This window comes from Pantoea sp. 9140, assembly GCF_000745295.1.
Classification (GTDB): Bacteria; Pseudomonadota; Gammaproteobacteria; order Enterobacterales; family Enterobacteriaceae; genus Pantoea; species Pantoea vagans.
Genome location: NZ_JQNO01000001.1, coordinates 1,059,927 through 1,074,982, shown reverse-complemented (window position 1 = coordinate 1,074,982; position 15,056 = coordinate 1,059,927). Strand labels below are relative to the sequence as shown.

Sequence of the window (15,056 nt, the reverse complement as noted above, 5' to 3'; positions counted from 1 at the left end):
TTCAATAATTTACGCGATTATTTTTTCATTTCCATGCGAGATGATGGCGACCATTTCGGCAAACATGATCCACATCAATTGCTGACCTATACTCCTTTGTTAGTATTTTTTCAGACAACTTCAGGAGTAAGTTAGTGTGAAAACTGACAACCCTTTTAATCTTTTATTACCAGCCGCAATGGCGAAAGTGGCCGAAGAGGCCGGTATCTATAAAGCAACCAAACATCCATTTACTACCTTCTTTCTGGCAATAAACGCTGGCGTATTCATCTCAATCGCATTCGTTTTTTATATTACAGCGACTACCGGCAGCGGCGCGATGCCCTATGGCATAGCCAAACTAATTGGCGGTATCTGTTTCTCACTCGGTTTGATGCTGGTCGTGGTGTGTGGCGCCGACCTTTTTACCTCGACGGTATTAATCGTCGTGGCTAAAGCCAGTGGTCGCATCAGTTGGGGTCAACTGGCCCGCAACTGGTTTAACGTCTACGCCGGTAACCTGGCAGGTGCACTCTTCTTTGTCGCCCTGATGTGGTTTGCCGGACAGCATATGGTTGCGAATGGTGCCTGGGGCTTAAATGTCCTGGAAACCGCCGATCACAAAATGCATCACACCTTTATAGAAGCAGTCTGTCTGGGTACATTAGCTAATCTGCTGGTCTGCCTCGCCGTCTGGATGAGCTATTCCGGTCGCAGCCTGACCGATAAGCTGGTCGTGATGATTCTGCCTGTTGGGATGTTTGTCGCCAGCGGTTTCGAACACAGCATCGCCAACATGTTTCTCATTCCCTATGCCATTACTATTCGCGACTTCGCAACACCTGAGTTCTGGCAGGCTGCTGGCACCACGGCTGCACAGTTTCACGCGCTGACCGTCAGTAACTTTATTCTCCACAATCTGATTCCCGTAACGATCGGTAACATCATCGGCGGTGGCGTTCTGGTTGGGCTGACTTACTGGGTTATCTATCTCCGCAAAGGTGACCAGGTACATTAAACGCATTTTTGACGGCACAGGACGTTGACTGTGCCCGACCGTAAAGTCTCTTCATATAAGGCAGGTATATTATGACCGAACTTAATGCAAAACTGGCTTCAGCATGGGAAGGATTTGCTGAAGGCGAATGGCAGAACAGCGTCAATGTGCGCGACTTCATTCAGAAAAACTACACCCCCTATGAAGGTGATGAGTCATTCCTGGCGGGCGCCACTGAAGCGACCACCAAACTGTGGGAAAGCGTGCTGGAAGGCATCAAAATTGAGAACCGCACCCACGCGCCAGTCGACTTCGACACCGATCTCGCCTCCACGATTACCTCGCACGACGCGGGCTACATTAATAAGTTTCTGGAAAAAATTGTTGGGCTGCAGACTGAAGCGCCATTAAAACGCGCCATCATTCCTTATGGCGGCATCAAAATGGTCGAAGGTTCATGCAAAGTGTATGGCCGTGAACTCGACCCTTCTCTGAAAAAAATCTTCACTGAATACCGCAAAACACACAACCAGGGTGTATTCGATGTTTATACCCCGGACATTCTGCGCTGCCGCAAATCAGGTATTCTGACCGGTCTTCCTGATGCTTATGGCCGTGGCCGTATTATCGGTGACTATCGTCGTGTGGCGTTATACGGCATCGATTTCCTGATGGCGGATAAATTCGCTCAGTTCGCATCACTGCAGGAAGATTTAGAGAACGGTGTGAATCTCGAAGCAACCATTCGTCTGCGTGAAGAGATCTCCGATCAGCATCATGCGCTGGCCCAGATTAAAGAGATGGCTGCAAAGTATGGTCATGACATTTCCGGCCCGGCTACCAACGCAATGGAAGCTGTGCAGTGGACTTACTATGGTTATCTGGCTGCCGTTAAATCACAAAACGGTGCTGCCATGTCGTTTGGCCGCGTCTCAACCTTCCTGGATGTTTACATTGAGCGTGACCTTAAAGCCGGTAAGCTGACGGAAGAACAGGCTCAGGAACTGATTGACCATCTGGTCATGAAACTGCGCATGGTTCGCTTCCTGCGTACCCCGGAATATGATGAGCTGTTCTCTGGTGACCCAATCTGGGCAACCGAATCACTGGCAGGTATGGGCGTTGATGGTCGCACACTGGTATCAAAAAGCACCTTCCGCTTCCTGAATACCCTCTACACCATGGGTCCTTCACCTGAGCCAAACATGACCATTCTGTGGTCAGAAAAACTGCCCATTAATTTCAAAAAATACGCTGCTAAAGTCTCTATCGATACCTCATCTTTGCAGTATGAGAACGATGACCTGATGCGTCCTGATTTCAACAATGATGACTACGCCATCGCCTGCTGCGTGAGTCCGATGATTGTCGGCAAACAAATGCAGTTCTTTGGCGCACGTGCCAACCTGGCGAAAACGCTGCTTTACGCAATCAACGGCGGCGTGGATGAAAAACTGAAAATGCAGGTCGGACCGAAAGGCGACAAAATCAGCGACGACGTGCTGGATTTCGACACCGTCATGGAGCGTATGGATCACTTCATGGACTGGCTGGCAAAACAGTATGTGACTTCGCTGAACATCATCCACTACATGCATGATAAGTACAGCTATGAAGCGGCACTGATGGCTCTGCATGACCGGGATGTCTATCGCACCATGGCCTGTGGTATCGCCGGTCTCTCTGTTGCTGCGGATTCACTTTCTGCAATTAAATACGCCAAAGTGAAACCGATTCGTGACGAAGATGGTCTGGCGATTGACTTCGACATCGAAGGTGAATATCCACAGTTCGGTAACAACGACGCCCGTGTTGATGACCTGGCCTGCGATCTGGTTGAACGCTTCATGAAGAAAATTCAGCAGCTGACTACCTATCGTAATGCCGTGCCGACTCAGTCTGTTCTGACCATCACCTCGAACGTGGTGTATGGTAAGAAAACCGGTAATACGCCGGATGGACGTCGCGCTGGCGCACCGTTTGGACCTGGTGCTAACCCGATGCATGGTCGTGACCAGAAAGGTGCGGTGGCTTCACTGACTTCTGTCGCTAAACTGCCGTTTGCCTATGCGAAAGATGGTATCTCCTATACCTTCTCAATCGTACCAAACGCGCTGGGCAAAGATGATAACGTGCGCAAAACCAACCTTGCCGGTCTGATGGATGGTTACTTCCATCACGAAGCCAGCATCGAAGGCGGCCAGCATCTTAACGTCAACGTTATGAACCGTGAAATGCTGCTGGACGCGATGGAGCATCCAGAGAAATATCCGCAGCTGACGATTCGCGTTTCTGGTTACGCTGTACGCTTTAACTCACTGACTAAAGAGCAGCAGCAGGATGTGATTACCCGTACCTTCACACAGTCACTGTAATCACGGATAAACCCGATAAAAAGGCTCCTCGCGGAGCCTTTTCCTTAAAAGTCTGTTCTGATGGTCATCTTCATCAAGGTTCCCACCAGAATCGATTTCCTGCCCTGAGCGCAACAGAGATTGCGCCGTCTGTCCCGGCAGACTCACTGGAGAAACATCGCAATGTCAGTTAACGGTCGTATCCACTCATTTGAATCCTGCGGCACCGTCGATGGTCCCGGCATCCGTTTCATTACTTTCTTCCAGGGCTGCCTGATGCGCTGCCTCTACTGTCACAACCGCGACACCTGGGATACCCACGGTGGCAAAGAGATCAGCGTCGACGCGCTGATGGCGGATGTGCTCTCCTATCGCCACTTTATGAATGCCTCTGGCGGCGGTGTTACTGCGTCAGGCGGTGAAGCGATTCTTCAGGCTGAATTTGTGCGTGACTGGTTCCGCGCCTGCAAGGCCGAAGGCATCCATACCTGTCTCGACACCAATGGCTTCGTACGCCGCTACGATCCGGTAATCGACGAACTGCTCGACGTGACTGACTTAGTGATGCTCGATCTCAAACAGATGAATGACGATGTGCATCAAATTCTGGTGGGGGTATCAAATCACCGTACCCTGGATTTTGCCCGCTACCTGCAGAAAAAAGGCAAGCGGACCTGGATCCGTTTTGTCGTCGTACCCGGTTACTCCGACGATGATGACACCGCGCATCGGCTGGGTGAATTCACACATGACATGGACAACGTCGAGAAGATTGAATTGCTGCCCTATCACGAACTGGGTAAGCATAAATGGATTGCGATGGGTGAAGAGTACAAGCTGGATGGCGTAAAACCACCGGCGAAAGAGACGATGGAACGCGTTAAGAATATTCTCGCCAGCTACGGCCACGAAGTGATGTACTAGAGAATCGGTCACAAAAAAGGGAGCTTAACGCTCCCTTTTTACTGTTCAGCGATCAGGCATGTGCCACTGGCGTCGCCTGCTGGTCCGCTTTACGCAGCAGCATCAGCAGATAGATCAGCGCTACTGCAGCGATCATCACAAACAGCAGCCGGTCAGAATAATTCTGCATCAGAACAGAGGTCATTGCCGGTCCAGCCAGACTGCCAACGGTATAACTCATCAGCAGCGCCTGATTCATCGCAACCAGTTCATGATGTGCAACCGTCTCACAAGCCCAGGACATGGCCACCGGATAGAGTGTGAAGCCCGCCAGCCCCAGAACAAACAGTGCTGGTGCCATTGCGGCATTGGTTAGCATGGCCATCGCACCCAGGATAACGACAAAGACCTGCACCCGCAGCACCAGCAGGCGACCGAAACGATCGGCCAGGCGACCAACTGGCCACTGCCCGACAATACCGGCGCTGACCAGTAACGCCATCCAGTAGCCGACATTGGCATCACTCATTCCCTGATGCGACAGGTAAAGCGGCATCAGGCCATAAAGCGAACCTAAAACGATACCGGAGATAATGCAGCCATTGATGCCGAGACGTGAGCTGCGACGACGAAGCATCGGCCAGATGCGAGCCGGTGCCGCTTCAGCCGCTTCACCGGTGGCTGATACTCGTGTAAAGACCAGAGGCAGTACTGCACAGAACACCAGTGAAGTGACCCAGGGTACTACGCTCAGTAATTCTGTAGAGAGGGTGCTGACCAGTAACTGACCGGTTACAGTGCCAAGATAATAAACGATCATATAGGCAGCCAGTAGCTGTCCACGATTTCGGACGGTTCCGCTACAGAGAAGTGCGCTTTCAACCACGACCCACATCAGCGCACAGCCTACCCCCGCGACAAAACGAAGCGAACTCCACGCCCAGAAACCTTCCATCGTTACCAGGCAAATCGTTGCCACGGCAAAGAGCCCGGTTGCCAGATAATAACTGCGATTAAACCCGTAATGTCTGATTAACCAGCCAGCCAGTAATGTACCTGCCAGATTGCCGGTGTAATAAGAGGAACTTACGATGCCCACCTGCCAGGTTGTCAATAAGTCATGCGTCAGCCACAGTGGAACAAGCGTATTCAGCACGGCAATGGCGACAGTCATTAACATCAGGCCGCAAAGCAGCAATATCACGGGGCGTGACCAGGTTGGCATAGGGGATAGAAACCAGAGCAAAATGAAGTAAATTGCGCGCAGTTTGCCACTGGCTTTTTTAAAGTCAATGGGCTGAATTTGATAGCAGCACATTTTGCTGCGGGACAATTTAATTTACTAATCTTCAGTGGGTTACAATTGTGTTATGCGGCATATTGCTGAGCGCTATCTCTATGAAAAATTAGATTTTTAAGCGTTACGACGCACCTGATATCGATAACGTTTATTTGTGATTAAATTCGGTCTCAGTAAATCCTTTTTTCAAAAACTACGCATAAAAAAACCCGGCCATGGCCGGGTTTAAGAATGGTGAATCGTTTAGCCGATGACATCGACGCCATTCATGTAGGGACGTAAAACTTCAGGCACGGTGATGCGGCCATCTTCCTGCTGATAGTTTTCCAGCACCGCGACCAGAGTGCGGCCTACGGCCAGTCCTGAACCATTCAGGGTATGAACCAGACGCGGTTTCTTTTCCTGTTTGTTGCGGTAACGCGCCTGCATACGACGCGCCTGGAAATCACCCATGTTGGAACAGGATGAAATTTCACGATAGGTATTCTGCGCTGGCAGCCAGACTTCCAGATCGTAGGTTTTGGTCGAGCCAAAGCCCATATCGCCGGTACAGAGTAAAACCTTACGATACGGCAGATTCAGCAGCTGCAGCACTTTCTCCGCATGAGCAGTCAGCTCTTCCAGCGCATCCATTGACTGTTCCGGAGTGACAATCTGCACCATTTCAACTTTGTCGAACTGGTGCATACGGATCAGGCCGCGCGTGTCACGACCGTAAGAACCCGCTTCAGAACGGAAGCATGGCGTATGCGCGGTCAGTTTAACCGGCAGGCTATCCTCTTCCACGATCTCATCGCGCATCATGTTGGTCAGCGGCACTTCCGCAGTAGGAATCAACGCATAGTTACTGCTATCCGATTGCTCTTCCAGCGGGCGAGTGTGGAACAGGTCCTCGCCGAACTTAGGCAGCTGACCGGTGCCATAAAGCGTTTCATGGTTAACCAGGTAAGGCACGTAGGTTTCAAGGTAGCCATGCTGCTCAGTGTGCAGGTCAATCATAAACTGACTCAGTGCACGGTGCAGGCGGGCAATCTGCCCCTGCATGACCACAAAGCGTGAACCGGTCAGTTTCACGGCAGCCGCAAAATCCAGGCCTTTCGCCGCTTCACCCAGCTCAACGTGATCTTTAACCTGGAAACTGAATTCGCGCGGGGTACCCCAGCGGCTCACTTCCTGGTTTTCGCTGTCATCTTTGCCCAGCGGCACTTCATCTGCCGGAATGTTCGGCAGCGCCAGCGCAAAGTCACGGATTTGATTCTGCAGTTCATCCAGTTCTGCTTTTGCGGCATCCAGGCGTTCGCCCAGCGCGTTCACTTCCTGACGCAGCGGCTCGATGTCTTCCCCACGTGCTTTGGCCTGACCGATGGATTTGGATCGGGAGTTACGCTCTGCCTGCAGATTCTCGGTTTCCACCTGCAGTACTTTGCGACGCTCTTCAAGCGAACGCAGCGTTTCCACATCCAGTTTGTATCCCCGGCGTGCCAGTTTTTCTGCGACTGCGTCTGGCTCGTTACGCAGCAGATTGGGATCGAGCATGCTTATCCTGTGTATAAAAAGTTGGTTGAAAGAAGGGACGCATTCCCGCGGAATGCGTTGAAAACATTGCCCACATTACCGTAACGTCTGTTTCAGCGGTAGCGTTTTGTCGGGCTATTTTGATCCTGCTCAGCGAGCCAGCTTAGCTTTTCACCAATCTTACCCTCAAGCCCACGCTGGGTTGGGGTGTAATAGCGCGCGCTGGCCAGTTCCTGCGGAAAATAGACTTCACCGGCGGCATAGGCGTTGTTTTCGTCATGGGCATAACGATACTCTTTGCCCAGGCCCATCTCTTTCATCAGCTTAGTCGGCGCATTACGCAGATGCTCAGGTACATCGTAATCGGGATGGTCGCGCGCATCACGCATGGCGGCTTTAAACGCGTTGTAGACTGCATTACTTTTAGGCGCGCACGCGAGATAAACAATGGCCTGAGCGATGGCACGCTCCCCTTCTGCCGGCCCGACGCGCGTAAAGCAATCCCACGCCGCAATCGCCACCTGCATGCCGCGTGGGTCGGCATTGCCGACATCTTCTGAGGCGATAGCCAGCAACCGGCGTGCGACATAGAGCGGGTCGCCACCTGCGGTAATAATGCGTGCATACCAGTAAAGCGCCGCGTCGGGTGCCGAGCCGCGCACGGATTTGTGCAGAGCCGAAATCAGGTCATAAAAGCGGTCGCCTTTGTTGTCAAAACGCGCGGATCGCTCACCCGAGACTTCGTTGAGCAACTGCGGCGTCAGTTCACGCTGACCCGAGGCGGTGACTTCAGCCATATCCGCCATCATTTCCAGCGTGTTCAGCGCCCGGCGTGCATCGCCATTAACCAGTTCAGCGATCATCCTACGTGTATTGTCCGGCAGCACGATGTCACTGTCGCCATACCCACGCGCTTTATCCTGCATCGCCTGATCCAGCACCTGCTCAATATCCTCGGTCGTCAGTGATTTCAGCAGGTAAACGCGGGCGCGTGACAGCAATGCGGAGTTGAGTTCAAAAGAGGGGTTTTCGGTGGTCGCACCAATAAAGGTAATCGTGCCATCTTCGATATGCGGCAGAAAAGCATCCTGCTGGCTCTTGTTGAACCGATGGACCTCATCCACAAACAGGATGGTGCGTCGCCCGGCATGTTTATTCTGGCGGGCACGCTCAATCGCCTCACGAATCTCTTTCACACCCGAAGTGACTGCTGAGATACGCTCCACATCGGCGTTACCATAATGCGCAATAATTTCAGCGAGTGTCGTCTTGCCGGTCCCGGGTGGTCCCCACAGGATCATCGAGTGCAGGTGCCCTGCTTCAATCGCGCGCGGCAGCGGTTTGCCCGCACCCAGCAGATGTTGCTGACCAATGTACTGTTTCAATGTTTCTGGCCGCATACGCGCGGCCAGAGGTTTGAAATTTTCGGTGGAAAAATCCAGGGACAGGTTACTCACCGTGACCTCACTGACGTTGGTCGTCCACCGTCACGCCTTTAGGCGGTGTGAACGTGAATTTATCCGGGCTGATAGCACCATTCTGCTGGCTTTTCAGCTGGTAATCACTACGCTGGCCATCCTGTTCGATAGCGCTGAAGCGGTTAATGGTGCCGCTGGAGGTCACCTGAATGGTGAACTGTTTCAGGTTGCCATCGCTGTTTTTCGGTGTCAGCTCGAAATTGTCACCCTGCTGTTTAATGTTGTACTGCTTCCAGTCATTCGACTGGTTGCGGGCAATCAGCATAAACGGCGTGTTGCTGGTCGCATTCTGCAGCAGGCTAACGGTCGCCTGCTCAACAAATGGATTGTAGAACCACAGCGATTTACCGTCAGAGATGATGATGCTTTCGTCCGGCGCGGTCATGTGCCAGTTAAACAGGCTGGGACGTTTAACCCACAATTCGCCTTCACCATCCTGCACATTGGCACCGCTGCTGTCGGTCACTTTTTGCGTGAAGCTGGCGTGGAAGCTGCTGACCTTGTTCAGGCGCTGTTGCAGATCACTGGAAGCATCAGCCAGAACGCTGGCCGAAGAAAAGGTGGCCAACAGGCCCAGAGCGATTACGCGTAATTTCATCTGCTTCAATTCCTTATTTAAACGTTCCCATCGATAACTGCATTAAGCCTGGTCGCCGTTCCGTCATCAGAACAGAGGAAAAAGCCGAAAGCTGATCCAGATATGGGGGGTTAACCGCGTAAAAACAATGAGCCAGTCGGAACTGGCTCATCAAGTAGTGTTTCAAAACATTTAACCGCTACATATCGTGAGGCGGTGGCGACAGCACTTCACGGTTACCATTGTGTCCTGGTGCAGAGACGATGCCCTGCGCTTCCATCTGCTCAATGATACGTGCCGCGCGGTTATAGCCGATGCGGAACTGACGCTGAACGCCTGAAATCGAAGCACGGCGCTTATCAACCACAAAGCCGACTGCCTGATCGAACAGCGGATCAAGTTCTTCATCGCTATCGATGCCACCGGCACTTTCGCTCTCTTCGCCTGCCGTAATACTGTCGATATATTGCGGACGACCACGTGCTTTCCAGTCCTGAACCACCGCATGTACTTCCTGGTCACGCACAAAGGCACCGTGAACACGAACCGGCAGGGAGGAGTTGGGTGGCATGTAAAGCATGTCACCCATACCCAGCAGGGATTCCGCGCCGCCCTGATCGAGAATGGTACGGGAGTCTATCTTGCTCGAAACGGTAAAGGCGATACGTGTCGGGATGTTCGCTTTGATCAGGCCAGTAATCACATCTACGGATGGACGCTGTGTTGCCAGCACCAGATGGATACCCGCAGCACGGGCTTTCTGTGCCAGGCGCGCAATCAGCTCTTCAACCTTTTTACCCACTGCCATAATCAGGTCAGCAAACTCATCGACCATTACCACGATATAAGGTAGTTTCTCCAGAACCGGCGGCGTCATATCCATGCTGTCGCCCGGTTTCCAGAACGGATCAGGAATCGGACGGCCCATCGCTTCGGCCTGCTCCACTTTCTCGTTGTAACCCGCCAGGTTACGCACGCCCAGCGCCGACATCAGCTTATAGCGACGCTCCATTTCGCCGACGCTCCAGCGCAGCGCATTCGCGGCGTCCTTCATGTCGGTGACCACTTCGGTCAGCAGGTGCGGAATGCCTTCGTAAACCGACAGCTCCAGCATTTTCGGGTCGATCATAATGAAGCGAACTTCTTCTGGTGTCGCCTTGTAGAGCATGCTGATGATCATAGCGTTCACGCCCACGGACTTACCGGAACCGGTCGTACCGGCAACGAGTAAGTGCGGCATTTTCGCCAGATCGGCCACGACCGGCTGACCGGCAATGTCTTTACCCAGCACGACGGCCAGTGGCGACGGGTTGTCGCGGAATTTAGGGCAATCCAGGACTTCACGCAGATAAACGGTCTGACGATGTTTGTTTGGCAGTTCCAGGCCCACATAAGGTTTGCCAGGGATCACTTCCACCACGCGAACCGCGACAGTCGAGAGTGATCGTGCCAGGTCGCGCGACAGGTTAGAGATACGTGCTGCTTTTACACCCGGTGCCAGGTCAAGCTCGAAACGGGTGATAACCGGGCCAGGTGAGATGCCAACCACTTCGGCTTTAACGCGGTAATCGCCTAAGCGTGACTCCACCAGACGGGCAGTCTGCTCCAGCGAGAACATATCAACCGGCTCTTCCTCTTCAGGAGGCGCCGTCAGCAGATCCAGCGAAGGCAGTGGCGTGGACGGTTTCTCCAGCGGCTGCTCGTGGCGCATCAGGAACGGATGGATCAGGCTGTCATGCAGTGAAGGTTTCGCTTCTTCAACTGGCTGAACCGGCTCAACGGCTGGCGTCCCATAAGACGGCGCAGAATAAGCCGGGGCGTGAGGCGCCGTTGGTGCAGCATAGACAGGGGCAGACGGCGCGGCATAACCCGCTTCAGGATCTGCTGGCGTACCGTAAGCTGGCGCAGAATAAGCCGGGGCCTGAGGTGCCGCTGGTGCATGATAGGCAGGTTCTGCGGGAGCCGCAGGCGTCACTGGGGCACTATAGGCAGGTTCTGCCGGTGCAAAACGGGCAGGTGCAGGCACCTGAGCCGGTGCCTGAGGAATAGAGACCTCACTTACCTGCTGCCACGGTTCGTGTGAAACCGCAGGCGCTTCCGGCTCCGGCGTCGCAGCAATGGTAAACAGCGGTTCAGACGGGCCGTCATCCACCAGATCTTTCATCGGTGAAAAATCGAACGCGGAGGCAGTATCAATATTCAATACCGGCTCTTTTCTCACTTCAGGTTCATAGCGCTGCTGCTGCTGCTCGGCGAACTGACGCGCCAGTGCATCCTGCTGCTGCGCATCCTGCTCCTCTTCTTCGTCCTGCTGCCAGCTGGTGCCGTAACGCTGCTGTTGTTCAGACTGGAAGGCCTGACGCAGTTCAGCCTGCTGCAATGCCTCTTCAGCATCAGGTGCAGTGGAAACCGACGTAGCCGATGCCGTTTCGCTCTCTTCCGCTTTGGCTTTCTCTTCAGCCATGCGCTGAGAAGGTAACTTAATGCCATAAGAAGCCAGCTCACGACGCGTAGGCAGTTTTACCGGATTAGGACGCGGTAGCGCCGGTCCGATACCCTGCTTAACCTGAGGATTCAGATTGGTTTCAGGGGCTAAGTCGAAAACAGGCGCAGTACGTGTGGCCGCCGTTCCGGCAGCGGCGGCTGTTGCGGCCGCAGGGATCGCTGATGTGTCACGCCAGTTACCCATTTTAGGTTCGTCATCGTCGTAAGCATTGAACGATGGCGCAGCCGGAGCTTCGTCTGGCATTTCAAAGTGGTAAAGCGGTGGTGAAGCTGCGGCTGCAGAAGCACTCTGCGCCGGAGCCGTCGTTGCACCATAAGATGCAGGGATGTTCTGTCCAGATGCTGGAGCAGGTTGTGCCGTCGACGATGCAGGTATTGCTGCTGACGCGGCAGGTGCCGATGCAGTAAAGGCCGCTGCAGCAGGTGCCGCGGTAACCGGCGCTGCGGGAGCAATGGTCACCTCTGCAGCTTCCGCAGTGGCGGCTACCGCCGCACTGGTTGCGGCTGCCGCTTTCGCCAGTAGCGGATCCGGCTGTGTCGGCACAGGCTGAGCGGCAGCGCGTGGCGCGGCAAGCAGCACATCATATTCCTGATCGACAGCACGTGGCGCAGACAGCAGCACGTCATCATCCTGATCGGCGGCATGCAATGCAGGGACATCCGCATAATCTTGCGCGTCGCGTTCGTCATCCTCTTCCTGCCAGGGTTCATCGTGACGTGAGCGGTTGCTGGCAAACGTCAGGACGCCCATGACGACACCACCAATTCTTTCTGCAATGGTGAGCCAGGACCAGCCGGTATACAGGGTTATCCCCGCCGCCCAGACGCAGAGCAGCATCAGCGTGCCGCCAGCCGGACTGAACCAGGGGGCAATAGCATTACTGACCAGGCTACCAATCACGCCGCCTGAAGCGAAGTACCAGATATCATCAGCGTTCAGCGCTGCCATACCACAGGTCGTTACCACCAGCGCAAGAACGCCAATTAAGCGTAACCCGACGGCAAAGTAGTCAAAATAGTCCTGGCTGTCGCGCTGACGGAAAGCAATCCAGCACAAACCCAGAATGACGGGCGGAATGGCGTACGCCATCACACCAAAGATGAAGAGTAAGGTGTCAGCCAGCCAGGCACCGACGCTGCCGCCGATATTATGGATAGGTTCATGCCAGGCCGTTTGCGACCAGCTCGGATCGGAAGGGTTAAAACTGACCAGTGAAACCATCAGGTAAATGGCAAACAGCGCCACCAGAATGAGCAACGCTTCCAGCAGACGACGTCCACTGCTCAGCGATTGTAACGAAACGTCTTTATCTTCTGTATATTCCTGGCTCAAGAGGACTCTCCAGGTGCCTGTAAAGTAAGAAGCAACAGCGTCGGGCAAGCCCGACGCTGATCCTGTATGAATGCACAGGAGTGTACCGAAATCTCACAGGTTTTGCACCTGCCCCGCATCAGCGAGTTTTGATCACCAGTCGATTGCTCTGTTTGACCTCTTCCATCACCACATAAGTTCGCGTGTCGTTTACGCCCGGCAGGCGCAACAGGGTTTCGCCCAGCAGCTTACGGTAGGCAGACATATCAGGTACGCGCGTTTTCAGCAGGTAGTCGAAATCGCCGGAAACGAGGTGACACTCTTGAGTTTCCTCAAGTTTTTGCACAGCGGCGTTAAATTGCTCAAACACATCCGGCGCACCACGATTCAGAGTAATCTCAACGAATACCAGCAGAGAGGCATCCAGATAGTGCGGGTTTAACTGCGCAGTGTAACCAAGAATAAATCCCTGGCGTTCGAGACGGCGTACACGCTCAAGACATGGCGTAGGCGATAAGCCTACGCGTTTGGAAAGCTCTACGTTTGAAATGCGACCATCTTTCTGAAGTTCATTCAGAATGTTCCTGTCAATTCTGTCGAGGTCTTTCCCGGGGCGTTTCTTATTGTCTACCATTATTATTGTCTCTCTTAATTCCTTCCCTTTACCTGCCACGCCCTGAAAACGCTCAATGTTCGGGGCATTTCTGAAGTGAGCTAACAGAGCCTGTGATCTGACACCTATCGATATGACGCATGTTGTCTGTCCACATCATGCGTCATTATCCATATCAGGCTGCTTTTATTCGGCGTTACACGCAAAACAGGCGACGAAAACCTGTTTTGTTCCGATAAATGTTATTCGCTTCTGATAATGTTTTCGCAAAAGCGCAGGCGATTGTCAAAGTAAAATCACCAAATTCAGGACAAGATGCCAGACAGACCGCTGGGTATCTGTTTTTAAATGAGTATTTTTCCACTTTTGCACCCTTTAAAGCCGATTTTTGCCCCATTCTGGCGCATTGACCAGGCAAAACCGCCGCTCATCGTCTACGCCACTTGCAGCTATCGTTAACAAAATTGGCTAAGTCTTGTTATTGTCGCCGGATATTCCCTACAATCGCAGGCTATGTCAGCCGAATGAAACTGAGGAACGCATGAGTACGGCCAAACACAGTAAGTTACTCATTCTGGGCTCCGGCCCAGCGGGTTATACCGCAGCCGTTTATGCTGCACGCGCCAACCTGAACCCGGTGCTGATCACCGGTCTGGAAAAAGGCGGACAGCTGACCACTACCACTGAAGTGGAGAACTGGCCGGGCGACCCGCACGATCTGACAGGTCCATCGCTGATGGAGCGCATGCACGAGCATGCCGAAAAATTTAATACTGAGATCATTTTCGATCACATCCACACCGTTGATCTGCAGAACCGTCCGTTCACCCTCACTGGCGACAGCGGCGTATACACGGCAGATGCCCTGATCATCGCCACCGGTGCGTCAGCTCGTTACCTGGGTCTGCCGTCTGAAGAGGCGTTCAAGGGCAAAGGTGTCTCTGCCTGTGCAACCTGTGACGGTTTCTTCTATCGCAACCAGAAAGTCGCAGTGATTGGCGGGGGTAACACGGCCGTTGAAGAGGCGCTCTATCTGGCGAACATCGCGGCTGAAGTGCATCTGATTCACCGTCGTGACAGCTTCCGCGCAGAGAAGATCCTGATCGACCGGCTGATGGAAAAAGTGCGCAATGGCAATATCGTGCTGCACACCCATCGTACGCTGGAAGAAGTCACAGGCGATCAGATGGGTGTGACCGGTCTGACACTGCGTTCTACCCAGAACAGTGATGAAACAGAAGCGCTGGAAGTCGCGGGTCTGTTTGTTGCTATCGGACACAGTCCGAATACGGCTATCTTCGAAGGTCAGCTGGCGCTGGAGAACGGTTACATCAAAGTTCAGTCGGGTCTGCACGGCAACGCCACTCAGACCAGCATCCCAGGCGTCTTTGCGGCAGGCGATGTGATGGACCATATCTATCGTCAGGCGATCACCTCGGCAGGCACCGGCTGCATGGCCGCGTTAGACGCTGAGCGTTTTCTTGACGGGTTGGTTAAAAACGATCGGTAAGTTGTTAACCCTC

Annotated in this window: 10 protein-coding genes; 4 read left to right on the top strand and 6 right to left on the bottom strand. The window is 53.4% G+C overall.

Features of this window, described 5'->3' with window-relative positions; genetic code table 11:
* Positions 1-136 precede the first annotated feature (136 nt).
* The 3 genes from focA to pflA all read left to right on the top strand — a co-directional run bounded on the left by focA (position 137) and on the right by pflA (position 4,254).
* Complete coding sequence (gene focA / locus FA92_RS05045; RefSeq protein WP_033782513.1) at positions 137-997, top strand: formate transporter FocA; 861 nt, start codon at positions 137-139, stop codon at positions 995-997.
* A 71-nt stretch (positions 998-1,068) separates the two neighbouring features.
* Positions 1,069-3,351: a formate C-acetyltransferase gene (gene pflB / locus FA92_RS05040; protein ID WP_033782512.1), complete on the top strand. Its 2,283-nt coding sequence runs from the start codon at positions 1,069-1,071 to the stop codon at positions 3,349-3,351.
* Positions 3,352-3,513: 162 nt separating this feature from the next.
* The gene (gene pflA, locus FA92_RS05035; RefSeq protein WP_033782511.1) at positions 3,514-4,254 is read left to right on the top strand and encodes a pyruvate formate lyase 1-activating protein; all 741 of its coding nucleotides are present in this window, start codon (positions 3,514-3,516) and stop codon (positions 4,252-4,254) included.
* Between the two features lie 52 nt (positions 4,255-4,306).
* On the opposite strand, the gene FA92_RS05030 is transcribed toward pflA, so the two are convergent.
* From FA92_RS05030 to lrp, 6 genes are all read right to left on the bottom strand, one after another.
* Positions 4,307-5,458, bottom strand: coding sequence for an MFS transporter (locus tag FA92_RS05030; protein WP_033784535.1), 1,152 nt, complete (start codon positions 5,456-5,458; stop codon positions 4,307-4,309).
* A 318-nt stretch (positions 5,459-5,776) separates the two neighbouring features.
* Positions 5,777-7,069, bottom strand: coding sequence for a serine--tRNA ligase (gene serS, locus FA92_RS05025; protein ID WP_033782510.1), 1,293 nt, complete (start codon positions 7,067-7,069; stop codon positions 5,777-5,779).
* A gap of 92 nt (positions 7,070-7,161) precedes the next feature.
* Positions 7,162-8,505: a replication-associated recombination protein A gene (locus FA92_RS05020; RefSeq protein ID WP_033782508.1), complete on the bottom strand. Its 1,344-nt coding sequence runs from the start codon at positions 8,503-8,505 to the stop codon at positions 7,162-7,164.
* A 7-nt stretch (positions 8,506-8,512) separates the two neighbouring features.
* Positions 8,513-9,124 (bottom strand): outer membrane lipoprotein chaperone LolA, encoded by a 612-nt coding sequence (gene lolA, locus FA92_RS05015; protein WP_003849334.1) that lies wholly within the window; start codon positions 9,122-9,124, stop codon positions 8,513-8,515.
* 178 nt (positions 9,125-9,302) lie between these two features.
* Positions 9,303-12,941, bottom strand: coding sequence for a DNA translocase FtsK 4TM domain-containing protein (locus FA92_RS05010; RefSeq protein ID WP_033782506.1), 3,639 nt, complete (start codon positions 12,939-12,941; stop codon positions 9,303-9,305).
* Positions 12,942-13,059: 118 nt separating this feature from the next.
* Positions 13,060-13,554, bottom strand: a complete 495-nt coding sequence (gene lrp / locus FA92_RS05005) for a leucine-responsive transcriptional regulator Lrp (RefSeq protein WP_006118610.1) — start codon at positions 13,552-13,554, stop codon at positions 13,060-13,062.
* Positions 13,555-14,074: 520 nt separating this feature from the next.
* On the opposite strand from lrp, the gene trxB reads away from it, so the two are divergent.
* The gene (gene trxB, locus FA92_RS05000) at positions 14,075-15,043 is read left to right on the top strand and encodes a thioredoxin-disulfide reductase (RefSeq protein ID WP_013357303.1); all 969 of its coding nucleotides are present in this window, start codon (positions 14,075-14,077) and stop codon (positions 15,041-15,043) included.
* Positions 15,044-15,056 lie beyond the last annotated feature (13 nt).

Bases quoted from the DNA above. Each gene is read 5' to 3' on its own strand.
- pflB (WP_033782512.1), top strand. From the start codon at position 1,069: ATGACCGAACTTAATGCAAAACTGGCTTCAGCATGGGAAGGATTTGCT.
- pflA (WP_033782511.1), top strand. From the start codon at position 3,514: ATGTCAGTTAACGGTCGTATCCACTCATTTGAATCCTGCGGCACCGTC.
- FA92_RS05030 (WP_033784535.1), bottom strand. From the start codon at position 5,458: ATGCCAACCTGGTCACGCCCCGTGATATTGCTGCTTTGCGGCCTGATG.
- serS (WP_033782510.1), bottom strand. From the start codon at position 7,069: ATGCTCGATCCCAATCTGCTGCGTAACGAGCCAGACGCAGTCGCAGAA.
- lolA (WP_003849334.1), bottom strand. From the start codon at position 9,124: ATGAAATTACGCGTAATCGCTCTGGGCCTGTTGGCCACCTTTTCTTCG.
- lrp (WP_006118610.1), bottom strand. From the start codon at position 13,554: ATGGTAGACAATAAGAAACGCCCCGGGAAAGACCTCGACAGAATTGAC.
- trxB (WP_013357303.1), top strand. From the start codon at position 14,075: ATGAGTACGGCCAAACACAGTAAGTTACTCATTCTGGGCTCCGGCCCA.